Origin of the sequence: Vitiosangium sp. GDMCC 1.1324, assembly GCF_003044305.1 — a bacterium.
GTDB lineage: Bacteria > Myxococcota > Myxococcia > Myxococcales > Myxococcaceae > Archangium.
Genome location: NZ_PZOX01000008.1, coordinates 494095 through 519106, shown reverse-complemented (window position 1 = coordinate 519106; position 25012 = coordinate 494095). Strand labels below are relative to the sequence as shown.

Sequence of the window (25012 nt, the reverse complement as noted above, 5' to 3'; positions counted from 1 at the left end):
AGGGTCAGCGTTCGTTCCGCACGAACGCCAGCAGGTCCCCGTTCAGGCGCTCCGTGTGCGTGACGAAGAGGCCATGAGGCGCGCCCTCGTACACCACGAGCCGGCTGCCCGGGATGAGCTGCGCGGTCTTCTGCCCGGTCAGATGGAGGGGGGCGGATGCATCCTTGTCGCCGTGGATGATCAGCGTCGGGAGGGAGATCCGGGGCAGCTCCGCGCGGAAGTCCGTCGAGCTCATGGCGCGATGGCAATCGATGGTGGCCTTCATCGAGCACCGCAGCATCTGGCTCATGACCCAGTCCCTGATCGCGGGTGACGTGTCCGCGACGAAGAAGGGAGGGGCGTTGTCGGCCAGCCACTTCGGGAAGTCTCGGAGCAGCAGGTTGTTGCGGACGTGCTCGAAGAGGCTCTCGTCCACACCGTCTGGATTGTCCGCCGTCTTCCTCACGAAGGGCGTGGCCGCCGGAGCGAGGAAGACGAGGCGCGCGATCCGGCCGGGGCCATGCCGCGACAGGTAGCGGACCAGCTCCCCGCTGGCCATGGAGTGGCCCACGAGCGTGACGTCGCGGAGATCCAGCGCCTCGAGTACGGCCGCCAGATCGTCGGCCAGCGTGTCGTAGTCATAGCCGCGACCCGGGTCACTGGAGCGGCCGTGTCCGCGCCGGTCGTAGGCGATGCAGCGCAGGCCCTGATCTGACAACGGAACCATCTGGTAGTTCCACATGTCCGAGCAGAGCGTCCAGCCTGATAGGAAGACGACCGGCTTGCCGGTGCCCCAGTCCCGGTAGAACAGCTCGACGCCATCGCGAGTCCGGATGAAGGACGCGGGAGGCGCCTTCGTCGGCGAGGCGGCCGGGCCCCCGGTCACGGCCATCGCTTGACTGCTGCAGGCCATGAAGCCCGCGCCCGCTCCCGCCACCACGGCCGATTTCAGGATGTCTCGCCTGTCCATAGGTCCTCACCTCGGTTGAGCTTCGGAAGGGGACCTCCAGCGGTCCCTTCGATGAGGTGAATAACCAGGGCGAGGGAGTGAAAGCGATTACGTCACAGGTAATGGAACGAGGAACCGGCTCCCGGAGCAGCACGCTTCTATCGGGTCTTCTTCCGGCCTCGTCCCTCGGCGGTCTCCGCGGAGTAGCCCGCGACACGCATCCCGAGCGATTGAGCCAGGAGCACGGCCGTCTCCACGGGAACCTGGGTGCCCTTGACGTTGTTCCTGTTCGCCGGATCGATGAAGGCACCCACCGCGCCGGAGAAGTTCGCCCGGGTGAGGTTGCAACCCCGGATGTTGCTACCCGTGAGGTTCGTGCCCGTGAAGTCCGCTTCCGTCAGGTCCAGGTCGAAGAAGTTGGCCTCCATGGCGGTGCAGCGCAGGAAGGCGGTTCGCCTCAAGCTGAGGCCGACGAACGACGTGTAGCGCAGGACGCAATCCTCGAACGCCAGCTCGGGGTTGGCCGACACGCCCGACCAGTCGATCCCCATCAGCTTCGAGCCCTCGAAGCGCACGTCCCGCAGCGCTGTCTCCTGGAGCTGTGCGCGTGTGAGATCGCACCCATTGAAGACACACGCCTCGAGCTTGCTCCGCTTCCAGCGGCTCTCCTGGAGTTGACAGTTCTGGAAGGTGCACCGGTAGAACTCCTTCTGGCCGAGATCGCACCCCTGGAGGTCCAGGTCGGTGAACGTCTCGTTCTCGAAGAAGTCCTCCTTCGCGAGCCGCTGTGCATCCGTTGAGCGCTTGTCCGATTCGGGAGCCATGCCGCGAGCACATAGCAGAAGGGGAGGGAGGATGCCGGGGCCTCGTATGGCAGATCCTCCCATGGTTCCCATCAGCGCGGGGTGAGAGCCCTCGGGCGTTGGTTCGGCTCGCCGCACCTGCCCATCAGTAGTGGTGAGGCGAGCTGTTGCTCGGGGTGCATCCTGAGCAGGAGGTGGATGACTCCGCCGAGCCCTGGCATCAGCCCGGGGGAGAAGGCCTCTCGTGCCAGGCCTCCCACGGGTCCGCGCTCCTCCAGGCTGGACAGCAGCTCACCGTCCATCCAGTCGCGGTCGGGTCCGGAGTAGCCGGAGTCGAGGCTCCGTGCGGTGTTCAGCAACTCCCACAGCCCGAGGTCGCCATGGCAGAGGGTGTGGCTCCAGCCAAAGCCCTCGCGGAAGCCCGCGGCGCAGGCCCGTCGCACCACGTCCAGGTGACGCTGCTCCCCGGTGCGGACGTAGAGGTCGCACGCCGCGAGCCCGATGCCCGTGCTGCCATGGCACCAGGCGGTGACGAAGTCGACGGCGCTGCCCTTGCGCGCATCGGCCCAGTTGCCCGCTTCCGGGCGGTACAGCGACTCCTCGAAGGCGAAGGCTTGGTCGGCGAGGCCGAGCCACCGTTGACGGTCGGACCCCGTGCCTGTGGTGCTGAGCCCCAGCCGGGCCAACGACCAGCCGATCCCCGTCGCGCCGTGGGCGAAACCGCCGATGGCCTCGGGGAACATCGAGGTCGACCATCGTGCGCCGGTCTCATCCCGCTGCGCGGTGCTCTCCAACCGGTGGCTGGCCGCGATGGCGGTGCGCAGCCACCGCTCCTCTCCAGTCTGCTCGGCCAGGTTGAGCATCGGCACGATGACTCCGGACACTCCGCCGATGATCTCCAGCAGGCGGTCCTCCTCGGTCATCCGCTGGTTGAGCACCTCGGCGCGGGCGCGCGCACGCTCCAGCATCCACGGCTCGCCCAGCAGGTCGTGCAGCGTGCTCCAGGTCCACACCTGGGAGGCCAGGCCCAGGAACGCACCGAGCTGCTGGGTGGGCACGTGGTCCTCCGTCGCGCGGAGCACCGCGATGGTGCCGGCGAGGGTGTCCGCCAGGCCCTCCACCGCATCGGCCCGCCGGTGACGCACCTCGTTCAGGTACTCGGCGAGCACGACCGCGACCCCTCCCTGCCCGCTGTAGACGTCGGCGGTCAACGGGCGGATGGCCCAGCCGAACTCGGTGAGCACGGGGCTGATCCATGTGACAGTGCCGTCCGTGCCGCGGATGGCCGCGTCGCCCATCATCTTGACCATCCTGGCGGCGAGCGTCCTGCGGCGGCTGTCCAGCTGCTCTCGGCGCCGCTGCTGTGTGGGGGTCTGCCTGCGCGGTGGCAGGACCCGCTCGTTCAGATAGGCGCTGACCAGTGCTCCCTGAATGGTCATTTCCTCTAAGGGGAGGTCGGCCGACCTCCACGTGTCCACGGTCCTTTCGAGCAACACGTCATCCACGGTGGCCGTGAAGACGGGGACGTCCCCCAGGAGCAGGTCGCCGATCTCGCGGTCGATCTCCTCGGGCTCGGTCGGTGCACCGGGAATCGCCTCCGCGTTGCGGCGCAGAATGTCCCGGGCGCGCGTGATGGCGGTGGGCTCGTTGTGCAGAGAGGCGGGGTGCCAGAGCATTCGGCCGATCTCTGCATAGGCCTGGGTGGGCCGGAGAATGCGCCGGACCTCGCAGCCGGAGAAGGGCCGCAGCAGCTCGGTGATTCCACGCCCGGCGTCCAGCTTGCCGAGGTGCGCGGTCAGGTCCCGGAAGCCGGTGACGATCTGGTCCCAGTAGCGTTCGAGGACCGGCCGCGGACTGGGATGGTTCTTCGTCGGCCGCAGGTCCGCCGTGGTCATTCCCAGGCGTGCGGTGTCCTTGCCTCCGTCGACGATGGTGGGAACGGGGATCTTCGGTTGCTGCCCGGGCAGCGCGCCCACGGCCGAGATGTCTACGCCCGCCAGGGCGAGGCCCGCTGTACGCAGGGGCAGGAGGCCGGTGCGCAGCACGGTGCCGCGGATCGTCTTCGCGGCGATGTCCACCGCATCTCCCCGGCCGGAGGGGGGAACCGTGGGGTCCGGAGTGAACAGGCTCTCGACGTCCACCACCACGGGGACCGGGCCATGCGCGATGAGGTTCTCCGAGTGCAGGTCGGTGCCGCCCACCAGCCGCATCACGGCGAGCCAGTGGCCGAGATTGAGATAGAAGCGGGTCAGCTCGGCCTCGTCCTCGCAGTAGCGGTGCTCGACGAACTCCGCCCAACCGTAGCCGTCGCGTACCAGTACCTGCGGAATCCGTATCCGCTCCTGGGCGGGTGTGCCGGCCAGGACGAGGTCCAGCACTGTCTCCAGGGCGCTGTCGACCTGGACCGGGCGCGGCTTGTACATCACCGTGCCCTGTTCGAAGTCCAGCCGGGCCACGGTGTGGCCGCCACGATGGGAGTCACCCGCGCCGAGACTGAGGGCGCGCAGCTCTCCGCCGGGCCGGCCCGGCAATCCGGTGAGGGCGTCCCGGTCCGCGACGAAGCGCTCCACCAGGGTGAGCACCGCGTCGAGCTGCAATCGGCAGGCGGTGGCGAGCCGCTCGTGCAGCGTCGGGTAGCGGCGGCGCAGGTGCTCGGAGAACGGTGCGGTGCGGGCCAGGTCGATGAACTGCGCCCACCGTCGCTGCTCGTCGGCCGCGTCGAGCCTGCCCGTCAGTCCCGCGGCGTGGAGCTCCAGCAGCAAGACCCGGTTGAGCTTGAGCTGGGCGTTGTTGCGCAGGCCTGCATCGGCGGCCGCGAGGACGATGGCACGTTCGCGCTCACCGAGGCCGCTCACCCGGCCGATCCGCTCGGCCAGCGTCTCGAGGAATGGCTCGATGAGCGTGGCCACCGGACGTGCGAATCCTTCCGAGTTCTCCATGCGAAGGCTCTCCCCCAGGAATCAATTCCTCTCACGACCACCGCGCGGCATCGGAGCTGGAGCGTCCGGTGCCGCACGGCGAACGGCAAGCACTGCCTCAGCCAGAGATCAGCAGCAGTAGCTGTGGAGGGAGCCAGTGCAGGAGCTACAGCCGGTGTACAGCGCATCAGTCGAATTGGTCAGCGCGGCCTCGGTGGCCTCGCCGCCGATATACAGCGGCCCCGCGGGGTTGTTCATTCCAAAGGCAGACTCGGAACCCGAAAGCCAGCCGGTCAGAATCTCGTCAATGCGGGAATCAGTCATTGAATCCTCCACTTGATACGAGTTTGAACCACGGAATGCACCGGGTGCGGTCACTCACAGGTCTCACCGTTCCCGGCGCGCGCATGATAAGCGCACCCGGTTTCGGGACGACAAGTTACGACGGTAACTTTCTCAGCTTTTCGTGAGTCGCTTCCTTTGACGCATCGTGTGAAGAGAGGACTTCTCCGCGCAGCAGCCGCTCTAGAGCGCCCGAGGCATCCAGCTCCCGGGCCCGGTCGAAAACCCGCTGTTCTTCACACAACACATCCGCCTGGAGCTTCGCGTCCAGCTCGCGCAGCCCGTCGCCCGTCTCGCCTTTGCGGACGAAATTTCCACGGCGGCTCAAACGCGGGTCGAACCTGGCTTCGAGTCTCTTCATGAAGGCCACACCGCACTGCTCCACGAGCAATGGCATGAGCGCCTCATCCAGCGTGAGGCCGCTGAACCGGGCCACGCGCCGGAGCGTCCCCGGCAGATCCGCCTGCATCTCGTCGTAGGAGAGGAACAGCACGTTCGGGTCGTTCCGGTGCTCCAGCCACGAGAGGACATGCCGGGCCCAGCTCCCTCCGTTCGTGCGCCGCGTCACCAGCATCTTCACGAAGACGTTGAGTCCACCCTTGAAGTCCTCCATCAGGAGGTAGTGGTGGTAATACGAGACGGCGACGTCCTTGAGGTTGCGGACGACGTAGATGTATCTGCCGCCCCGAGGCACGTCCTCATACGGTAGGTGGCTCTTGAAGAAGCGGGGGGACTCGAGCGCCTCCAGCCGGGGCAGATCCGCGGCGCCGCACCGGTCCAGAAAGGGCACCACGTCCTCGATGTGACGGAAGTCCAGGCTCCCCCCGGACTTCAACTGCCACACGATCATCTGCATCCAGGTGGTGCCGGACTTCGGATACGTCACGATGAACACATCATCCGGGCGAGCCTTGAACTGATACATCCGGAAGCGCTTCCACCGGAGCCGCATCGAGAGGGTGTGGATGGGGCCCATGACGCCCCAGACCAGCGACGCCAGCATGCCGAGGAGGGTGATACCGGAATCGAGCAGACGTCGATGCATCGGGGAGTGCCTCATGCGGCCCTTCGTAGCGCGGAAGGGCCATGAGCGAGCGTGCCTCGTGCCCGGCGCGTCCAGCATCGTTCACTGCACGGGCTGTTCGCCCGGTGAACTCAGTTCGACGACGGAGCCTGTGCGGGCGGGAGGGTGGGCTTCTGGCTCCGACGGTCGCGCCAGCGCAGCACGGGCTGCTCGATGAAGTAATAGCTCGCGGCGGCGAGCGCGAAGGAGGCGAGCACGTTCAACGGGAAGCGCTCGAACCAGGGGCCGCTGCTCGTGGTGCAGAACAACTGCTGCCACAGGTAGAGGCTGTAGGAGATCCGCCCAACCCATCGGATGGGGGCCAGTTCAAAGACGGACGAGAACATGCCGCCACGCCCTTCCACCAGCACCACCAGCGGCACGACGATGAGGAGCGACTTCAGGAGCTCCGGATCCACCCGGAAGAGCCTGGGCTGTGCGTCCAGGGGAGTGGCCAGCAGCGCCACCAGCGCGACCCCGGCCGCCACGAAGAGCCAGGGACCGAACGCCAGGAGCCTGTCCAGCTTCGCCTTCAGCCGCGGCTCCTTGCGCACCAGCGCGAAGAGCGCGCCGAGCAGCAGCCCGCTGTAGCGCAAATCCATGCGGACCCAGTTCACGTGGGCCGCGCCAAGGAGCCAGGTGTTGGCCTGACGCCAGACGGGCTCGGCGCAGATCAACCCCGCGGTGGCCCACAGCCGCGCCCGGCGCGGCAGCCACATCAACAGCAGCGGCCAGACGAGATAGAACTGCTCCTCGATGGCGAGGCTCCAGTAGTGGCGCGTATAGGTGGAGTCCACCGGCCCCAGGTTGCGGACGAAGAGGGCGGCGGAGAGCAGCTCTCGCATCGCGATGGGCGTGTCCCGGAGGTTCGCCACCACCGCCACCACCGCCAAGTACACGAAGGCGGGCGGAAGGATGCGCAGCGCACGCCGGTAATAGAAGCCCTTGAGGTCGATGCGGCCGGTCTTCTCCTCCTCGCCCAGCAACAGCCAGGTAATGAGAAAGCCGCTGATGACGAAGAAGACCTGGACGCCGATGTTTCCCGCCTCGGCGATCCGCTCGAGCGTGTGGCTCCTGGGAAAGCCCTCGGTGCCAACGGCGTGGTGCAGGATGACGAGCACGACCGACAGCGCCCGCAGGCCATCCAGTCCTGGCAATCGAGAGCTCATGGAAGGGGTTCTCCAGGTGCTGGAGCGAGGGCCGGTTTCTGGCGCCGGCGGTCGCGCCAGCGCAGCACGGGCTGCTCGATGAAGTAATAGCTCGCGGCGGCGAGCGCGAAGGAAGCGAGCACGTTCAACGGGAAGCGCTCGAACCAGGGGCCGGTGCTCTCGAAACAGAACAACTGCTGCCACAGGTAGAGGCTGTAGGAGATTCGCCCGACCCATCGGATGGGGGCCAGTTCGAAGAAGGACGAGAACACGCCGCCGCGCCCTTCCACCAGCACCACCAGCATCACGACGATGAGGAGCGCCTGGATGAGGCCTGGATCCACCTGGAGGAGCTTGGAGCTCGCTTCCGGGAAGATGTGCATCAGTCCCATCAGTGTGGCCCCTGCCACCGCGAACAGCCAGGGACCGAACGCCAGGAGCCTGTCCAGCTTCGCCTTCAGTTGCGGCGCCTCGAGCACCAACGCGAGGAGGGCCCCAACCAGCAGACCGCTGTAACGCAGATCCGTGCGGGTCCACATCACCTGCGTCGCGCCGTAGTGCCAGGTGTTGAGCTGGCGCCAGAGCGGCTCGGCGCAGATCAACCCCGCGGTGGCCCACAGCCGTGCCCGGCGCGGCAGCCACATCAGGAGGAGCGGCCAGACGAGGTAGAACTGCTCCTCGATGGAGAGGCTCCAGAAGTGCTTCGTGAAGGCGGAGTCCCCCAGGTTCAGGTTGCGGACGAAGAACACGGAGGCGAGCAACTCCCGGTTCGTCACGGGGAGCCCCCGGAAGGCCGCCATCACCGCCACCACCGCCAGATACACGAATGCGGGCGGAAGGATGCGCAGCGCGCGCCGGTAATAGAAGCCCTTGAGGTCGATGCGGCCGGTCTTCTCCTCCTCGCCCAGCAGCAGCCAGGTGATGAGAAAGCCGCTGATGACGAAGAAGACCTGGACGCCGACGACTCCCGTGCGGGCGACCGCCTTGAGCAGCGCGATGTCGGGGAAGCCCTCGGTGTGCGCGCAGTGGTAGAGGATGACGAGGCCGATCGACAGCGCCCGCAAGCCATCCAGTCCTGGCAACCGTGACCGCATCAAGGCGCTCTCCAGATGGGCCCCCGAGCCGCCTGGCCCCGGGAGAAGATCCGCCCCTTCTAGCCGAGCGCCCGGTGTCCCTCCAAGGAGCGGAATCCGATGCCTGCTTGCAGGGCGCGCGGGTCCTGGACCGTGTCTTCCTGCCTGGAGAGCCCATGGCTGGCGTTGATTCCGGACGTGGGTTGGTTTTTGGTTCGCCGGTCGGCAACCAAGGAGCCCGCCATGTTGCGTCCGCTGTCCGATGACCTCTTCGTCCTGGATGTCCCCTTCCGCATCGGGGGCATGGAGCTGGGCGGACGGATGACGGTCGTCCGCCTGCCGGACGGAGGACTGTGGCTGCACTCCCCCGTGAAGCTGGACGCGGCTGCTCGGAGCGCCGTGGATGCCCTGGGGCCGGTGCGCTTCCTGGTGGCGCCCAATGTGATGCACCACGTGTCGCTCGGGGACTGGGCCGCCGCGTACCCCTCGGCCAAGGTGCTCGCGCCCGCGGGGCTGCGCAAGAAGCGGCCCGACCTGCGCATCGACGTGGACCTGTCGGACACGCTGGACGTGGGCCAGTCACCCACCGTCGAGCTGCTCCTGACGCACGGCATCCCCAAGCTCGAGGAGTTCGTCTTCCTGCACCGCCCCAGCCGGACGCTGCTGCTCACCGACCTGGCCTTCAACATCCACGACTCGCCCTCGTGGGTGACGCGGACCTACCTCAAGCTGTGCGGGGCCTACGGGCGTCTGGCTCCCACGTGGCTGCTCAAGTCCATGGTGAAGGACCGGGCCTCGCTGCGCGCGTGGCGGGACCGCGTGCTCACGTGGGACTTCGACCGCGTGGTGCCCTGCCATGGCCAGGTGCTCGAGAGCGGTGGCCGCGAGGCGCTGCGCGATGCCTTCGCGTGGCTCTAGGTCCTCCAGCGCGGTCTCGTCACAAGGCGGGCCTGGCGGGCGCTGGGAACGCCGGCCGCTGGAACTCGGGAGCGCGGAGCGTCACGTGGACCGGAAAGTTTCGTGTGTCTCCGGTCTTGAAGAATTCGATGAGCTGAGCCCAGAGCTGAGGGTGCTGTTCGCGCAGGGTTTTGCGATCACCATGCGTGCCGCGGTGGACCAGGATCGCCCGGCTGTTGGTGAAGTACGGCAGGATGTTCAACAGGTTCTCGATGGGCGTGGAGGTGTCCCAGTCCCCATGCAAGAAGAGCACGGGAATCGGGCTCGGAACCGTGAGCCTCATTTCATCGCCGAGGTCCGGCGTCGGCCAGGCAGGTGCGGAGGCGATGTAGGAATGGAATGCCCCCGTGCCCAGGAAGTCGATGCCTGAGTCGGTCCGCAGGAGATGTTCACGCTCGGCGGATACCCCCAGGCTCGTATCGATCAGCGGACCAATGAGCGCGGCGGGCTCAACGCTCCTGCGCTGGTGGATGACCTCACGCGCCCAGTCGTCGTAGTGACGGTGATAGAGGGACAGAATGAAGGCGGGCCAGGTCTCCGCTGACCTGAGCAGCGAATCCTGAAAGTCTTCCAACCCGAGCGTCACGGTCTGGGCCTTGCCCGTCGTCTCATCCTTGACCTTGACCTTGATGGGCCCGCTCGCGAGACGGTCGCGAACCGCGCGCAGCGCCCCCATCACTCCGCCCTTCGGCAGATAGGGCGCAAGTCCAGGATCCCGATCGGCATCCCAGGCAATCCGCTGGAGCGCCGCGAAGACGTGCGACGGCATGTCATAGCCGTAGTCCAACGGCTCCACGTCCGTGAGCAGCGCTCGCGCCACGATCTCCGGGTGAAGCCGCATCACCGCGAAGCCCCACTGCGAGCCGAAGCTTGCTCCGTACAGTGTGACCTGGCTGTACCCGAGCGCCCGCCGCAGGTCGTTCACGTCCTCTGCGCACTGGGCGATGGTGTACCCGGCGAGATCCTTGTCGGGGTGGGCCGCAACCGCCGCCTTGGCCGCCTGCACCAGGCTGTCGGCGTTCTCGGCCAGGGAGCGCGGCCGATCCAGAGGCTGCTCTGGAGTGGTGAACTCCAATACCTCGCCCCGTTTCGAATAGCCGCGCTGGTCCACGACCACCACGTCGCCCGCGGCGCTGTACTGGACCCACAGAGCCAGTCGGCGTCGCGAAGCCGCGTCGCTGTCGGTCAAGGTGCTCAGAAGGGTGCTGCCGGGACCGCCGGTCAGAATGAAGACCGGTGGGCCTCCGGTGGGGCTCGCTGCCCGGATGCGGGCGAACCCGACGCCGATGAGCCGGCTGTGAGGCGCCGCCCGGTTCTCCGGAACGAACAAGGTGCCGAGCTCGTATGGAACCGTCTCTCCCTCCGGCGTCTTTCCCGCGCCGCTCTCCATCACGACGTCCCCGGCCTTCCGCGAGCCGGTCGCGTCCGCTGCGTGGGCTGGCTGGGCGATGACCATCCGCGCGAGAATGAGCAGGGCGCCTGCTGTCCGGAGCCACCGTATCCCCTCGAGGCCCATCATGATTTCCTCCATCCGTGCGTGGGTGCTTTACCGAGAGTTGGGCCGCAGAACGCCTGCCTGGTCTGAAGATTCCCTCCAGGTGAATGACCTTCACCGCCGGTACAGGGGTGTCCTCTCGGGTTACCTGGCTGCTCTCCGGCCTGACTCAGAGGGGCGTGAAGACGGGCTTGCGGATTGCTGAGATGATCCCTCCCCACCCTCATGCGAATTGACCGACTCCTTGCCGGCCTGTTCCTCGCGACCCCGCTCGCGTGTGCCTCCAACCCGCAGCTCCTTCGCGCCGAGCCCACTCCCGTGGCGCTCTCGGCTCCCGGAGCCTTGACGGTCCCCGCGGCCGCGCCGGCGCACGCCGAAGGTGATCTGCGGGTGATGACCTTCAACATCCAGTCGGGCCGCCAGGGTCTCGACAAGGTGGCTGAAGCCATCCACTCCGCCGCGCCCGACATCGTTGCTCTCCAGGAGGTGGATGTCCGCACCCGGCGCTCCCATGGGTTGGATCAGCCCGCCGTGCTGGCCCAGCGCACCGGGTTGCCCTACTTCGCCCACTTCCGCACCACCACCCTGTACGGTGGGGACTATGGCGTGGCGATCCTCTCCCGCTTCCCGCTGGAGTCCGTGGAGCAGCATCCGCTGCCCGTGGAACCCGGCGCCGAGCCGCGCACCGTGGCCCGCATCCTCATGAAGGTGCATGGGCAGGAGGTAAGCGTCTATGTCACTCACCTCACGCGGCGCCCCTTCAACGGGAACATCCGCGTGCGCCAGAGCGTGGCCATCATGAAGCTGATGGACCAGGATCCGAGGCCCAAGCTGCTGATGGGTGACATGAACGACACGCCCGATTCAGGTGCCGTGCGCCTCTTCAAGCGCGAGCTGCTGGATGCGTTTGCCCTGCGCGGCCAGGGCTCCGCGGACACCTATCCGCTGCCCATCCTCCCCAGCGTGCGCATCGACTACGTGCTGGCCTGTGACCGCTTCATGCCCAAGAGCAGCAAGGTGCTGCGCGTGAAGGCGTCCGACCACTACCCCGTGGTGGCCGACCTCACCCTGCTCGAGCCCGTGAAGGCGCCCACCGCCGAGGTGGTGCAGGCCCAGGCGCCTTCCGCCGTCACCAGTCCGTAGCCCCCGCCAGCGGGTGGCCGGCTCACTCGAGCTGCAACCCGCAGTCGCTGCACGCGCCCTCGACCAGGGGGGCGGCCGTGCCGCACGCGGGGCAGGGGAGCTCGCCGTCCTCCGGTACCTCCCGTGGACCGCGGCCCTCGGGGATGACGCCCTCTCGCTGCAGGCTGTCCAGCCAGCGCTGCTGAAGCAGCTTCGCGACCCGGGGAGCATCCTCGGAGCGCACGAGCACCTGGAACTTCGGAGAGCAGCTCGGCTTGCTACACGCCTCGCGGTGGACAATGGCGGGAACGTCCTCGGCCAGGCACGCCTCCACCAGCATCCGGGCGTCCGCCAGTTGTGTCTCCATGCACGGCACGACTTCCGCGTCCGCCAGGGCCTTCTCTGCTTCGTGAGGAGTCATCGGCCGCAGTGAAGCGCAGCCGGACGCACTCGTCCATGGCCTCCGGTGTCTTCTGTCCGCTCCATCCATCCGCTCAGTCTCGTGGCCCTGTCTTCGGCGTGTCCGAGGCGATGAGCTTCTCCAGGATGCGGAAGAGGGCCCGCCGGTCGGTGGTGTCCAGGTGCTCCAGGAACTGGCCCATCCCCTGTGTGACGGAGGCATCCAGCTTGCGGCGGAGCCGGGCGCCCGATGCGGTGAGCCGGCAGCGGATGACGCGGCGGTCGTCGGGGTTGCGCTCGCGGTGCACGTGGCCACTGCGCTCGAGCCTGTCCACCACGCCGGTGACTGTCTTCTCGGTGATGCCCAGCCGCTGGGCCAGCTCGCCCATGGTGAGGGCGCCTTCCTGCCCCAGCCACAGCAGGGCATGGGTTTGCGGTGCGGTGAGCTCCATCCGCTCGCAGTGTCTGGCCAGCGGGTCCCGGAGCGAGTGCTGCCGGCCCAGCGTGAACAAGAGCCGGCGGAGCCGGTCGACATCGGCCGCCGTGCCTCCCGTCGTGGCGATAGTCCGTGACACGGAGTTTCCTCGTGCCGGCCCGGGTCGCTGAGTGTACCCGCTCCGTCAAGGCAGAATGTTGGCGCGCTCCTTCTGGAGGGAAGGCCACCTGGAGGCGGCAAGCGGCCACCGCCGTGCACGTCCCGTCGGGGAGCGGGCATGCATCCGGGGCTTCCACACCTGCTCTGGCACGTCCCCTGGCGGGGGAGGGGCCTTCCAGTTGGCGTCCCCGGATGACGTGCCGACATTAGGTCCACCGCACCGGATGGAACTCACGCAGCACGGGAGAGACACCATGGACGCCATCGAACTGTTGAAGCAGCAGCACCGCGAGGTCGAAGACTTGTTCGAGAAGTTCGAGAAGGCCATCGACGGCGGCGACGAGTCGCTGATGGACCTGTTCGCGCGCATCGCGGACAACCTCGCGGCGCACTCGTCCATCGAGGAGAAGATCTTCTACCCCAGCGTCTACGTCGGGCCCACGGCGGACAAGCTCCAGGAGGCCGTGGAGGAACATCTGGCGATGAAGCGCATCATCGCGGATCTGCTCGACATGGACCCCTCCGACATGCAGTTCAGGGCCAAGATGAAGCTGCTCCAGGAGATGGTGGACCACCACGTCGAGGAGGAGGAGGGCGTGCTCTTCAAGGACGTGAAGAAGATGATGACGAAGGAGGAGCTGGCCGTCATGGGTGAGCAGCTGGAGACCCTGTTCTCCGAGCTCATCCAGACCGAGCCTCGCATGCAGATTCCCCGTGAGACCGGCGAGGCGGCGCCCCTGGTATGAAGCACGGGGAGTCCATCGTCATGCCGGGATAGCGCCGCGTTCGTCAAGGAGTTGTGAACCACCGCTGGTCCACGGTGGCGAAGCCCGCGAGCAGCTCGCCCGCCAGCCGCGGCCGCACGCGTTTCTCCGGGCGGCGCAGGTAGTCGTTGAGCACCCGGCCCTGGGCGTCCCTGCGGACGCCGGGCTGGCTCAGGTTCAGCTTCGAGCGCTTCACGCCTCCGCCCGCGCGGTGAACGAACGTCACCGTGCCGTCCGGCTCCACGCGCTCCACCACGCCGATGTGCGTGAGCCCGTCGTTGCGCCGCCCATCGCCGTTGCGGTCGTACGTCTCCCGGAAGAAGACCAGGTCTCCCGGGCGCGGCTCGTCGTGCAGCGCGTCGAGTGACCGGGCCTTGCGGTAGATGGCGGCGACTCCTCCCTCTCCGGGGTTGGTGCGCTCGGGCAGCAGGTTCAAGCCCCGCTTCCGGTAGGCGAGGTTCGCCAGTCCGGAGCAATCATCGTTCACCGAGCGGCTCACCCTGGTGAGAGAGGGAAGCCCCACCCACAGGGAGGCACGGACCACGGCCCGGCGAGCGAGCGTCCCCGATGCGCTCTCGGTGCTCTGGCTCGAGGCGGCGCGGCGAGCGGCCCCGGCCTCGGCGCCCGAGAGCAGAATGCCCAGCATGGCACACAGCAGGAAGGCACGGTGCATGCCGGGTCCTCATCAGCAACCGCCGTGCCCCCGGCTTTCACCGGGTGTGCTGTCCGTTCGCCAACGGCCGTGTTCCCTTCCTTTGTCCCACCTGGGGAAGGACTCTGCCCAACGCGTCCTCCCGCCGGCGCGCGATAGAGTCCAGCCATGCTCGACCTGACGACCTTGATGGTGTTCCTCGCCGCGACGCTCGCGCTCAACGTGACGCCCGGCCCCGACATGCTCTACGTGGTGGCCCGCAGCGTGAGTGAGGGCCGCAAGGCGGGCATCGTCTCCGCGCTGGGCATCGCGGCCGGGTGCCTCGTGCACACCTTCGCCATCGCCGCGGGGCTCTCGGGCCTGCTCATGGCCGTGCCGTTCGCCTTCGAAGTGGTCAAGCTCACGGGGGCCGCCTACCTCCTGTACCTCGGCGTGCGCGCGCTCGTCAGCCGCGACACCGCGCTGGCCGCGCCCACCGTCGAGCGCGCCCGGCTCTGGGCCATCTTCCGCCAGGGCGTCGTCACCAACGTGCTCAATCCCAAGGTGGCCCTGTTCTTCCTCGCCTTCCTTCCGCAGTTCGTGGACCCGAAGCGTGGCCCCCTGGCGGCTCAGTTCCTGTTGCTCGGGTTCATCTTCAACGTCTCGGGCACGCTGGTGAATGGCGTGGTGGCGCTCGTGTCGAGCGGGGCCGGGCTCTGGACGAAGCGCCGCCTGGGCGCGTCCACCGTCTTCAAGCGGCTCACGGGGCTCGTCTTCGTGGGGCTCGGGTTGCGGCTCGCCCTGCTCGAGCGGAAGTAGCCCCCGGCCAGCCCTGGGGGGCGGGTTTGTGCACCAGCGGACACGTGCGCGTGCCGCGAGGTGGTGGCTCGAGTTGTCAGCCCTTTTGCCCTTTTCACAAGGGGTCGCACTCTCGCGGATGGGTGATAAACCCTCGATTCCCCCTCCACTCCAGGGACGGCGTCGATGAACTCCGCACCAGGCCAGGACTCTTCTCCCGTCATCCGCGCGGTGGAGAGAATGCTTCCCCCCCACTACGTCCCCCAGGACCAGATCATCGGCGCCCTGCGCGGCCTGTGGTCCACCCGGCACTTCAACATCGAGCGGCTGGAAGAATTGCACCGCTCGGTCCAGGTGGACGGGCGCTTTCTCGCGCTGCCCATCGAGCGGTATCTGTCGCTCGTCACGTTCCAGCAGCGCAATGACGCGTGGATTCAAGCCGCGTTGGACCTGGGCGAGCAGGTGGTGCGCAAGGCGTTGGACCGTGCCGGGCTCACGCCCCGGGACGTGGACCACGTCTTCTTCGTCACGGTGACGGGCATCGCCACGCCGAGCATCGACGCGCGGTTGATGAACCGGCTGGGCATGCGCGCGGACATGAAGCGCACGCCCATCTTCGGGCTGGGGTGCGTGGCGGGCGCGGCGGGGACGGCGCGGGCCTCGGACTACCTCCGGGCGTGGAAGGGCCAGACGGCGCTGCTCCTCTCCGTGGAGCTGTGCTCGTTGACGCTCCAGCGCGAGGATCTCTCCATTCCCAACATCATCGCCTCGGGGCTGTTTGGCGATGGCGCGGCCTGCGTGGTGCTCCAGGGCGCCGAGCGGGGGAATGCCACGTCCGGCCCGCGCATCGTGGCCACGCGTTCGGTGCTCTATCCGGACACCGAGCGCATCATGGGTTGGGACGTGGTGGATACGGGCTTCAAGGTGGTGCTGTCCGCCAAGGTGCCGCAGCTCGCTCGCGAGTTCATCCGCCGGGACGTGGATGGCTTCCTCGCCGAGCACGGGCTCACGCGCAAGGACGTGAAGCACTGGGTGGCGCACACCGGTGGCCCCAAGGTGTTGCAGGCCTTCGAGGAGGCGCTGGAGCTGACGCCGGAGGCGCTGGCGCACTCATGGGCCTCGCTGCGCGAGGTGGGAAACCTGTCTTCGGCCTCCGTGCTCTTCGTGCTGGGCGACATGCTGGAGTCCGGCAAGGCCCAGCCGGGGGACTGGGGGGTGATGTTGGCCATGGGACCGGGCTTCTGCGCCGAGCTGGTGCTGCTGCGATGGTGAGCTCCCTGCAGGGTTATCTGGCCTTCCTGGGGCTGCTCGCCGCCGAGCGGCTCGTGGAGCTCGTCCTCTCCAAGCGCAACGCGGCGCGGGCCTTCGCTCGCGGCGGGGTGGAGACGGGACAGGGCCACTACCGGGTGATGGTTGTCTTTCACTCGCTCTTCCTCGTGGCGTGCGCGGCGGAGGTGCTGGTGCTCGAGCGTGCCTTTCCCGGGGCGTCTGGCTTTGCCGCGCTCGGTGTGGCGCTCGTGGCCCAGGCGCTGCGCTACTGGGCCATCGCCTCGCTGGGAGACCGCTGGAACACGCGCATCATCGTGGTGCCGGACCTGACCCCGGTGACGCGGGGGCCGTACCGGTTCCTGCGCCATCCCAACTATGTGGCGGTGGTGTTGGAGCTGGCCGCGGTGCCGCTCATCCACGGGGCGTGGGTGACGGCCGTCGTCTTTACCTTGGGCAATGCCCTGCTGCTCCGGGTGCGCATCCGCGCCGAGGAGGAGGCACTGGGCGCCGCCTACGCAGAGGCCTTCGCGAACAAGCCTCGCTTCATCCCGGAGGTGCACCGTGGTTGAGAACGAGCTGGTCGTCCTCTCCGAGATACGCCGCATCGTCTCGCAGGAGCTGGACTGGAAGGGGCCGGTGGAGCCCTCGCAGCACCTGATGAAGGACCTGCAGTTGGACAGCCTCGGGCTGACGGTGCTGGCGGTGGAGTTGGAGAACCGCTTCCGCATCCGCCTGTCGATGGAGGACTCGGTGGAGGTGAGCACCGTGGGGGACCTCGCGCGTCTGGTGGCGGCGCGCGCCGCCGAGGAACCGCACGAGGAACCGCAACAGCGGCGCGCGGGAGGTGCGTCATGAAGGGAGCGGCGCTGCCTTCCGTGAAGCACGCCACCCTCGATGCGGTGCTCGCCGCCGCGGCGCGGACCCGGCATGGGCTCGTCTTCGTGGACGCGGCGGAGCGCGAGACGTCCCTGTCCTGGGCCCAGGTGTACGGGCGCGCCCGCCGCACCGCCGCGGGCCTGCAACGGTTGGGGGTGGCTCCCGGGGAGCGCGTGGCGGTGTTGCTGCCCACCTCGCCGGGCTTCATGGATGCCTTCTTCGGCACGCTGCTCGCGGGCGCGGTGCCGGTGCCGCTCTACCCGCCGGTGAGGTTGGGGCGGCTGGAGGAATACCACCGCTCCACCGCGCGCATGCTGGAGGTGTCCGCCTCGGTGGTGGTGCTCACGGATTCGAAAGTGAGGCTGCTGCTGGGCGAGTCCGTGGCGGCGGCGCGTCCGAGGCTCGGCTGCCACACGGTGGAGGAGGTGTCCCGCGACGAGGGGGACCTGGCCGTGCCCGCCAGTCCCGAGGCGCTCGCCCTCATCCAGTTCTCCTCGGGCTCGACGGTGGACCCGAAGCCGGTGGCGCTCCGCCATGGCGACCTGGTGGCGCAGCTCGCGGCGCTGGAGGCGGAGATGCCGCTCACGCCGGATGTGGCGCGAGTGGGCGTGTCCTGGCTGCCGCTGTACCACGACATGGGCCTCATCGGCTGCCTGCTGTCCGCGGCGTACTACCCGGGCAACCTGGTGCTGATTCCTCCCGAGGTGTTCCTCGCGCGCCCGGCGCTGTGGCTGCGTGCACTGTCGAGGCACCGCGGTTTCATCTCCCCCGCGCCCAACTTCGCCTATGGGCTGTGCCTCAAGCGCGTGAAGGACGCAGACATGGAGGGCGTGGATCTCTCCGGCTGGAAGCACGCGCTCAACGGCGCGGAGCCGGTGTCGCTGGAGACGCTGCGCCGCTTCACCGAGCGCTTCTCCCGGTGGGGCTTCCAGGCGGGAGCACTGCGGCCGGTGTATGGGCTGTCCGAGGCCTCGCTGGCCGTCACCTTCCCACCAGCGGGCCGGGGGCCGCGCGGGCTGGGCGTGGACGCGCGGGTGCTGGCCACGGAGCGGCGCGTGGTGGACGGCTCGCGCGAGGTGGTGTCCGTGGGACGTCCGGTGCCGGGCTTCGAGGTGCAGGTGCGTGACGAGCTGGGACACGAGCTGCCGGAGCGGCGGGTGGGGCGGGTGTTCGCGCGAGGGCCCTCGGTGATGGTGGGCTACGTCGGCAACACGGAGGCCACGGCACGCGCGCTGGACGCCGAGGGCTGGCTGGACACGGGAGACCTGGGCTTCGAGGCGGACGGCGAGCTGTTCCTCACCGGCCGGGCCAAGGACCTGGTCATCATCCGAGGCGCCAACCACGCGCCCCAGGAGTTCGAGGAGTGCCTGGAGGGAGTGGAGGGGCTGCGCACGGGTTGCGCGGTGGCGCTGGGCTTCACGCCCGAGGGAGAGCAGGACGAGGTGCTGCTCGTGCTCGCCGAGAGCGCGTCGGGTGCGGAGGTGGAGGGGCTGGAGGAGCGGGTGCGCGAGGCGGTGGTGGCGGGCACGGGCGTGAGGCCGCACACGGTGCGGGTGCTGGAGCCGGGGACGTTGCCGCGCACCTCGAGCGGGAAGCTGCGCCGGGCCGAGGCGCTGCGGCGCTACCTCGCGGGCGAGCTGACGGCGCCGAAGAAGGTGGGGACGGTGGGACTGGTGGTGGAGATGGCGAAGAGCGCGCTGGCCTTCGCGCGAGCGGGACGCGGGGAGTGAGCGCCTGGGACGTCGCGGTGGTGGGCGGAGGTCCCGCGGGGTTGGCGGTGGCGCTCACCACGGCGAAGCGGGGCCTGCGCACGGTGGTGCTGGAGCGCGCCGCCGTGCCACCGGACAAGGCGTGTGGTGAGGGGCTGATGCCCTCGGGAGTGGCGGCGCTGGAGCGCTTCGGGGCGCTCGAGTTGCTGGACCGGAGGGAGTGCGCGCCCTTCGTGGGCATCCGCTACGTGCAGGAGGACGGGAGCGGCGCGGAGGGCCGGTTGCCGGCGCCTGGAGGACTGGGCGTGCGGCGGGTGGCGCTGGCGACGGCGATGGCCACGAGGGCGCGGAGGGTCGGCGTGGAGCTGCGCGAGCGGTGCGCGGTGTTGGGCCAGCGGCGCACGGCGGAGGGCTGGGAGGTGGAGACGGCGGCCGGGCCGCTGCGAGCGCGGATGCTGGTGGCGGCGGACGGGCTGGCCTCGCCGCTGCGGCGCGCCGAGGGGCTGGAGCTGGAGGTCGCGGGGCCGAGGCGCTTCGGGCTGCGCAAGCACTTCCGGATGAAGCCCTGGGCGCCCTTCGTGGAGGTGCACCTGTCCGAGGGCGTGGAGGCGTACGTGACGCCAGCGGGGGATGAGCGGGTGGGGGTGGCCTTCCTGTGGGCGGATGGGCTGCCGGGGCACATCGGCTTCGAGTCCCTGCTCACGCGCTTCCCGGTGTTGGCCGAGCGGGTGACGGGAGCGGAACCGGACTCGAAGGCCCGGGGGGCGGGGCCGTTGGCGCGAGCGGCGCGGGCGCGAGTGGCGGACCAATTCGCGCTGGTGGGAGACGCGGCGGGGTACGTGGACGCGGTGACGGGGGAGGGGTTGTCACTGGCCTTCACGTGCGCGGAGGCGCTGGGGAATCTGTTGCCGGACGCGCTGACGAAGGGCGCGACGCGCGAGTCGTTGCTGCCCTATGAGCGGGTGTTCCAGCGGGCGTTCCGCAAGTACGCCTGGCTGACGCGGGGAATGCTGATGCTGGCGAACAGGCCCAGGCTGCGCCGTCCCCTGGTGCGCTGGTTGGGCACGAGCCCGCGCGTCTTCGAGCGGATTCTCGCCCACGTCATCGTCTAGCGAGCTCCCCCTGCGCGCGGAGGCTCGTCAGTGCGGGGCACTGGCCGAGCCGGCCGGCTCGAGCTGCTCCACCCGCTGCTTCAGCACCGGGTCATCCGGCACCGCCAGGCCCAGGGTGACATAGGAGAGTTGGTGCGCGCGTCCGCCGGCGGGGGGCTTCACGTCCACCTCCGCCTCGAGCTGCCGCAGGCGACCCTCCAACTCCACGATGGTGCGGGTGAGCTCCGCGCGCGTCGGCTCGTCCTGGGTGCTGGCCAGACGCTCGTTCGCCTTCAGGAGGTTGTCCTCCACCACGCGCAGCTGCTGGCGGGCCCGCGTCCCCGAGCCCAGGTCCACCGAGGGCCCTGGCCCGTCCACGCTCAGCTCCAGCCGCGTTACCTGCTTCCCGAGCTCCCCCGCGGGGAAGACGGCGGTGTGGCTGCCCACCAGCTCGCCTATGCCGATGCCCCGGGCGTCATTCGACTGCACCACGAAGTCCACCGCGTCCCCGGCCAGCAGGGCCATCTTCACGGCCTGCTGGTAGGGCACCGCCGCGAGGATCACCACCACGTCCACCTTCCGGGTCTGGCGCAGCCGGCGGGCCTCGGCCAGCGCGACTTCCACCGGAGGGCGGCCCTTCAATCCAGGCTCCCCGGCCGGCGAGCCCTCGGGGGACACCCCGACCACGCCCAGCTTCAGCCCTCCGGCCTCCACCACCATGGAGGCTGCGAAGGGGGCCTTGCCGGCCTTGTCCACCAGGTTGGCCGACAGCAGCTTCATCTTCTTCCCGCGCGTGGCCTTCTGGAGATAGGGCAGGCCCAGCGACAAATCCCTCTCTCCCACCGCCATGGCCGCCGTGCCCTGCGCCTCCATCTGATCGAGCACCAGCTCCGCCCGCTGTTGCACCAGGGGCTCCTCCCGGCGCCCGGGCTCGCGGAACAGTGCGTTACCCGAATCCAGCAACACCACCGGCAGTCCCCGGGCCCGCTCCTGCTCGATGGCTGTCTTCCTCCGCGCCAGTCCGCCCTGTGGTTCCTGCTTGCAGCCACAGGGGGCGATCTCTCCCCGGTTGTCTCCCGTGAAGAGCAGCACCAGCCGCCGGGGCGCCGCCTGGGCCATGAGGGGCACCAGCAGCAGCACGGCCATCAGCATCAGTGTGAATCGGGTCTTCACTTCTTCTCCTCGGCACGGGGACGGGCCCGGAAGGTCGTTGCAACTGAAACTTGTTTTCTGGGGCAGACCAGGAATTCCGTCTTAAAAGATATTTGGTGTATTGAGTATTTTCTCAGACTAATTTAAAAGATGCGCCTCCTTCAATTGGGGCTTCTCAATTGCGAAAGGTGGAGGCACACATGCGTTCGATTCTCGGGAAGTCGGTTCTGGCTTTTGGTGCGATCGCTGCGATGACGGGCTGCGGCCCCATTGATGGCGCGGAGCAGCAGGGCGAGGCTGTGGATGCCCAGGCGGTGGCGGACCCCCGCCAGTGCGGCAACGCCGACTTCGAGCCGGAAGAGGTGGCGCAGATCGAGGCCCGCTTCGAGGCGCTCCAGGCGAAGCAGGCGATGGGCGGGCAGGTGCACGCCATGGCCGTCTCCATCCCCGTGTACGTTCACGTCATCCGTGACTCGAGCGGCAACGGCGGTGTGACCACCACGCAGATCGCCAACCAGATCTCCGTGCTGAATGCCGCCTACGCGTCGGCCGGCTTCAGCTTTACGCTGGCGGGCACGGACTATACGAACAACTCCACGTACTACACGTGTACTGGCGGCACGTGTGAGACGAACATGAAGAATGCCCTGCGCAAGGGCACCGCGACCGCGCTCAACTTCTACACCAACAACATGGGCGGCGGCCTGCTGGGCTGGGCGACCTTCCCCTGGAACTACGCCAGCAGCCCGAAGATGGACGGCGTGGTGGTGCTCCAGTCCTCGCTGCCCGGCGGCTCGGCCACCAACTACAACCAGGGCGACACCGGCACGCACGAGGTCGGTCACTGGATGGGCCTGTACCACACGTTCCAGGGCGGCTGCGCCAGCCCCGGTGACAGCGTGAGCGACACCGCGCCCGAGGCCTCGGCGGCCTCCGGTTGCCCCACCGGCCGCGACACCTGCTCCGGCGGCGGCGTGGACCCCATCACCAACTTCATGGACTACAGCTACGACACCTGCATGAACACGTTCAGCGCGGGCCAGAACACCCGCATGAACAGCATGTGGACCTCGTACCGCTCGGGCAAGTAATCCCCGGCTCGGGACATCTCTCGTCCCGGACATGAGCAGCGGGCCTCTCACGCGAGTGGGGGCCCGCTGTTTGTTTTTGGCGTGCAATGCCCTCTGTCGGAGCGGCGTCCGACCCGCATAGTAGGACCACCGGATGCTCCTACTCCGACGCTTCCTGGTCCTCCTGCCCTTCGTGCTGGTGATGAACTCCGGACCCGCCTCCGCCGAGCTCCTTCCCTCGGTGGTAGTCACGGGCGACCCCGTTGCACCTTCGCCAGCGCAGCCCGGCACGGGACTCTGCTCCACGTCGAGGATCTCGACGAACCCGTCCACGGACTTTCCCCAGAGCAACGCCACCTTCATGGGGGGAATCAATGCGTTCCTGGAGGCCCCGCCGGATGCCGCCAATCCCAATGCGCGGATGACGTCGGTGCTCCGGACGTGGCTGGACCTGTCCAACAACAACACCTCCGGGTTGAAGCTGAGCCACGGCGATTTCGAGAACGCCGCACCGGGCTGCCAGAGCGGTGGCTGCGATTTCTTCGTCAACGACGCCACCACCTCGTTCGGCACCCGGCTGCGCGGCTATCTGAACGTGACCCCGGACATGGTGGGTCTGCCCGTCCATTTCGGGTTCTACGCCGACGACGCGGTAGCGTTCACCCTCTACGACCGCAGTTCCCGTATCTACCTGGTCATCAACCGGCCATTGCAGCTCGGGTATCCGACCTGGCGCACGACGAATAGCGTGACCTTCGTGAAGCCGGGCCTCTATCCCATCGAGGTGCTCTACGCCGAGGTCAGCGAGCACGCCGCACTGGAGATGTCGTTCTTCAAGGGGACGTTCAGCGACTTCGAGCGGCCCGCGAACCAGGCGCCCGTCATCAAGCTCTCGGATGAGGGCTTCGCGCTCGTCACGCCCGCGATGTTCTACCAGTCCGAGACGGGGCACCCCTCGTTCCCGGATTTGAACACGTGCGCCCAGTGCAATCGCCAGTACGCGAACACCGCGGGCAGCAATGGCTGCGATCCCGGCTACTACTGCAATGGCGCGGCGCTGTGCGATGTCTGTAACACGGCGGTTTTCTGCGGCGCGTCGTGCTCGCCCTGTGGGGCGGCGACTCCCCACTGCGTGGCCCGGTCCGGTGACTACGTTTGTGCGGAGTGCGGGCAGGACTCGGACTGCGCGGCGCCTGACGCCTGCCACGTCGGAGTCTGTGATGCGACGGGAGCCTGTTCCTTCCCCTCGGTGCCGGATGGGACGTCCTGTCCGGGGGGTGCATGCCAGGCGGGCGTGTGCATGCCTCCGGATGCGGGTAGCGCGGACGCGGGCAACCCGGATGCCTCGACTCCCGACGGAGGCGGAGGGATTCCGGACGGAGGCGGAGAGGTTCCGGACGGAAGCGTAACGCTGGATGGCGGAGGTGCGGGTCCGGATGGTGGAACGGGAGCTCCAGATGCCTCGACCCCTGGCTCCGACGGAGGTGCACCGGGTGGAGCGCCGGATGCGGGCCTGGGAGCGGACGCGGGGGCGGATCCGGGAACGGGTGGCGAGAACCCGTGTGGTGATGAGCGGCCCGTGGGTTGTGGTTGCGGCGCGGGATTCCCGTCGCTCGCGCCCCTGTCCCTGCTGGGGCTCGCCCTCCTCGCGAGGCGTGTCCGGCGGACCCGTGTCCGTCACGTGCCCGGAAACTGAGTCACCCAAAAAAGAAGACGCCGGAGCGCTCGAGGGCGCTCCGGCGTCAGGACTTCAAACTCGAATCGACTTCAGGCTCGAATCACAGACCACGGTACTGAGCGACCAGCGAATCCATGCGGTCGTTCTGGCCCGCCGTGAACGTGTTCATGCACGAGTCGTCGGTGTAGTCCATGAAGTTGGTGATGGGGTCCAGGCCGCCGCCGGAGCAGGTGTCGCGGCCGGTCGGGCAGCCGAAGGCGGAGGAGGCCTCGGCCGGGGTGTCGCTCACGCTATCACCCGTGCCGGTGCAGCCACCCTGGAAGGTGTGGTACAGGCCCAGCCAGTGGCCGATCTCGTGGGTCGCCGTGTCGCCCTCGTTGTAGGGAGCCGCGGTGCCGCCGGGCAGCGAGCTGTAGAGGATGACCACGCCGTCCAGGCTCGGCTGCGAGGCGTAGCTGGAGGGGAAGGTCGCCCAACCCAGCAGGCCGCCGCCCATGTTGTTGGAGTAGACGTTCAGGTCGCCCGCGCCGCCCTTGCGCAGCGCCGCCTTCATCTTCTTCTCCGAGGCGCCGCCAGAGCTGGTGTACCAGGTGGAGTTGGTGGTGCGGTCCGTCGACACCAGGGTGAACCGGAACGGCGTGTTCGCGTACGCGGCGTTCAGCACGGAGATCTGGCTGGCGATCTGCGCGTCCGTGATGTTGCCCAGGGCCACGGTCGTCCCGTTGTTGATGACGTGCCAGTAGACGTTCACGTTCACCGAGCCATTGGCGCGAGCCTGGGTCTTCACGCGGCCGGCGATCGCCGCCTCCACCGCCTGCTGCTCGACCTCGGTCAGGTCCACCGTGGCGCAGCCGCTCTTCACCACCTGCTGCGTGGGCTGCTGCTCCTCGGCCGGCTTCTGCTCCGAATTGTTGCAACCGGTCAGCGCCATGACGGTGCCGAGCACCACCGCGAACTTTCCACCCATCGAGATAACGCTACGGGACATTTCCAACTCCTCAGGAAAAGTTGGAGCGTCTTATATCCCAAGAATAAGCGCCGAGCAAGGGACCAAGCGAAATCGCTGAAACATTCTGTTGTCACGGATGTGGGGAAACCACGGTGAGTCGGGCGGAACACGTAAAAAAGGGG

General features: G+C 68.2%; 24 protein-coding genes. 11 read left to right on the top strand and 13 right to left on the bottom strand.

What is annotated here, in order from left to right; all coding sequences use genetic code 11:
- Window positions 1-4: 4 nt before the first annotated feature.
- The 7 genes from DAT35_RS25395 to DAT35_RS25365 all read right to left on the bottom strand — a co-directional run bounded on the left by DAT35_RS25395 (window position 5) and on the right by DAT35_RS25365 (window position 8296).
- Window positions 5-949, bottom strand: a complete 945-nt coding sequence (locus DAT35_RS25395) for an alpha/beta fold hydrolase (RefSeq protein WP_108069711.1) — start codon at window positions 947-949, stop codon at window positions 5-7.
- Window positions 950-1086: 137 nt separating this feature from the next.
- Window positions 1087-1752: a pentapeptide repeat-containing protein gene (locus DAT35_RS25390; RefSeq protein ID WP_108069710.1), complete on the bottom strand. Its 666-nt coding sequence runs from the start codon at window positions 1750-1752 to the stop codon at window positions 1087-1089.
- A gap of 71 nt (window positions 1753-1823) precedes the next feature.
- A complete protein-coding gene (locus DAT35_RS25385) occupies window positions 1824-4670 on the bottom strand; it encodes a type 2 lanthipeptide synthetase LanM family protein (protein WP_108069709.1) in 2847 nt (948 codons plus the stop codon).
- Between the two features lie 108 nt (window positions 4671-4778).
- Complete coding sequence (locus DAT35_RS25380; RefSeq protein WP_108069708.1) at window positions 4779-4973, bottom strand: DUF6229 family protein; 195 nt, start codon at window positions 4971-4973, stop codon at window positions 4779-4781.
- A 115-nt stretch (window positions 4974-5088) separates the two neighbouring features.
- Complete coding sequence (locus DAT35_RS25375; RefSeq protein ID WP_158501868.1) at window positions 5089-6036, bottom strand: sulfotransferase domain-containing protein; 948 nt, start codon at window positions 6034-6036, stop codon at window positions 5089-5091.
- A gap of 110 nt (window positions 6037-6146) precedes the next feature.
- Complete coding sequence (locus tag DAT35_RS25370; RefSeq protein ID WP_158501867.1) at window positions 6147-7223, bottom strand: acyltransferase; 1077 nt, start codon at window positions 7221-7223, stop codon at window positions 6147-6149.
- Window positions 7220-8296, bottom strand: a complete 1077-nt coding sequence (locus DAT35_RS25365; protein WP_108069705.1) for an acyltransferase — start codon at window positions 8294-8296, stop codon at window positions 7220-7222. Before DAT35_RS25365 ends, DAT35_RS25370 begins: the two co-directional genes overlap by 4 nt.
- Before the next feature lie 222 nt (window positions 8297-8518).
- Here DAT35_RS25365 and DAT35_RS25360 point away from each other — a divergent pair, with 222 nt between their 5' ends.
- Window positions 8519-9193 (top strand): DUF4336 domain-containing protein, encoded by a 675-nt coding sequence (locus DAT35_RS25360; protein WP_108069704.1) that lies wholly within the window; start codon window positions 8519-8521, stop codon window positions 9191-9193.
- Between the two features lie 19 nt (window positions 9194-9212).
- On the opposite strand, the gene DAT35_RS25355 is transcribed toward DAT35_RS25360, so the two are convergent.
- Complete coding sequence (locus tag DAT35_RS25355) at window positions 9213-10751, bottom strand: alpha/beta fold hydrolase (RefSeq protein WP_108069703.1); 1539 nt, start codon at window positions 10749-10751, stop codon at window positions 9213-9215.
- Window positions 10752-10952: 201 nt separating this feature from the next.
- On the opposite strand from DAT35_RS25355, the gene DAT35_RS25350 reads away from it, so the two are divergent.
- On the top strand, window positions 10953-11870 hold the full coding sequence (locus DAT35_RS25350; protein WP_108069702.1) for an endonuclease/exonuclease/phosphatase family protein: 918 nt from the start codon (window positions 10953-10955) through the stop codon (window positions 11868-11870).
- Between the two features lie 22 nt (window positions 11871-11892).
- Here the strand turns inward: DAT35_RS25350 and DAT35_RS25345 are convergent, their stop codons facing one another.
- Window positions 11893-12270 (bottom strand): hypothetical protein, encoded by a 378-nt coding sequence (locus DAT35_RS25345; protein WP_108069701.1) that lies wholly within the window; start codon window positions 12268-12270, stop codon window positions 11893-11895.
- Between the two features lie 73 nt (window positions 12271-12343).
- Window positions 12344-12823 (bottom strand): MarR family winged helix-turn-helix transcriptional regulator, encoded by a 480-nt coding sequence (locus DAT35_RS25340; RefSeq protein ID WP_233261694.1) that lies wholly within the window; start codon window positions 12821-12823, stop codon window positions 12344-12346.
- Window positions 12824-13097: 274 nt separating this feature from the next.
- Between DAT35_RS25340 and DAT35_RS25335 the strand changes: the two genes are divergently transcribed.
- Window positions 13098-13589 (top strand): hemerythrin domain-containing protein, encoded by a 492-nt coding sequence (locus DAT35_RS25335; RefSeq protein WP_108069700.1) that lies wholly within the window; start codon window positions 13098-13100, stop codon window positions 13587-13589.
- A gap of 43 nt (window positions 13590-13632) precedes the next feature.
- Here the strand turns inward: DAT35_RS25335 and DAT35_RS25330 are convergent, their stop codons facing one another.
- Entirely contained in the window at window positions 13633-14280 is a 648-nt protein-coding gene (locus DAT35_RS25330) for an NlpC/P60 family protein (protein WP_233261693.1), read from the bottom strand.
- 147 nt (window positions 14281-14427) lie between these two features.
- On the opposite strand from DAT35_RS25330, the gene DAT35_RS25325 reads away from it, so the two are divergent.
- The 6 genes from DAT35_RS25325 (at window position 14428) to DAT35_RS25300 (ending at window position 20002) form a co-directional block, all read left to right on the top strand.
- A complete protein-coding gene (locus tag DAT35_RS25325) occupies window positions 14428-15057 on the top strand; it encodes a LysE family translocator (RefSeq protein ID WP_233261692.1) in 630 nt (209 codons plus the stop codon).
- A 165-nt stretch (window positions 15058-15222) separates the two neighbouring features.
- Window positions 15223-16308: a type III polyketide synthase gene (locus tag DAT35_RS25320; protein ID WP_108069699.1), complete on the top strand. Its 1086-nt coding sequence runs from the start codon at window positions 15223-15225 to the stop codon at window positions 16306-16308.
- Window positions 16302-16874 carry an isoprenylcysteine carboxyl methyltransferase family protein gene (locus DAT35_RS25315; protein ID WP_108069698.1) on the top strand — a complete coding sequence of 191 codons (573 nt, stop codon included), beginning with the start codon at window positions 16302-16304 and terminating at the stop codon, window positions 16872-16874. The genes DAT35_RS25320 and DAT35_RS25315 overlap by 7 nt, the downstream gene beginning before the upstream one ends.
- Complete coding sequence (locus tag DAT35_RS25310; protein ID WP_108069697.1) at window positions 16867-17160, top strand: acyl carrier protein; 294 nt, start codon at window positions 16867-16869, stop codon at window positions 17158-17160. The genes DAT35_RS25315 and DAT35_RS25310 overlap by 8 nt, the downstream gene beginning before the upstream one ends.
- Window positions 17157-18911, top strand: a complete 1755-nt coding sequence (locus DAT35_RS25305; protein ID WP_108069696.1) for a fatty acyl-AMP ligase — start codon at window positions 17157-17159, stop codon at window positions 18909-18911. Before DAT35_RS25310 ends, DAT35_RS25305 begins: the two co-directional genes overlap by 4 nt.
- Complete coding sequence (locus DAT35_RS25300) at window positions 18908-20002, top strand: NAD(P)/FAD-dependent oxidoreductase (RefSeq protein ID WP_108069695.1); 1095 nt, start codon at window positions 18908-18910, stop codon at window positions 20000-20002. The genes DAT35_RS25305 and DAT35_RS25300 overlap by 4 nt, the downstream gene beginning before the upstream one ends.
- A 27-nt stretch (window positions 20003-20029) precedes the next feature.
- On the opposite strand, the gene DAT35_RS25295 is transcribed toward DAT35_RS25300, so the two are convergent.
- Entirely contained in the window at window positions 20030-21154 is a 1125-nt protein-coding gene (locus tag DAT35_RS25295) for a 5'-nucleotidase (RefSeq protein ID WP_233261691.1), read from the bottom strand.
- Between the two features lie 179 nt (window positions 21155-21333).
- Between DAT35_RS25295 and DAT35_RS25290 the strand changes: the two genes are divergently transcribed.
- A complete protein-coding gene (locus DAT35_RS25290) occupies window positions 21334-22224 on the top strand; it encodes a zinc metalloprotease (RefSeq protein ID WP_108069694.1) in 891 nt (296 codons plus the stop codon).
- Window positions 22225-22357: 133 nt separating this feature from the next.
- Window positions 22358-23899 (top strand): outer membrane exchange protein TraA family protein, encoded by a 1542-nt coding sequence (gene traA, locus DAT35_RS25285; protein WP_108069693.1) that lies wholly within the window; start codon window positions 22358-22360, stop codon window positions 23897-23899.
- 82 nt (window positions 23900-23981) lie between these two features.
- On the opposite strand, the gene DAT35_RS25280 is transcribed toward traA, so the two are convergent.
- Window positions 23982-24869: a zinc metalloprotease gene (locus tag DAT35_RS25280; RefSeq protein ID WP_108069692.1), complete on the bottom strand. Its 888-nt coding sequence runs from the start codon at window positions 24867-24869 to the stop codon at window positions 23982-23984.
- Window positions 24870-25012 lie beyond the last annotated feature (143 nt).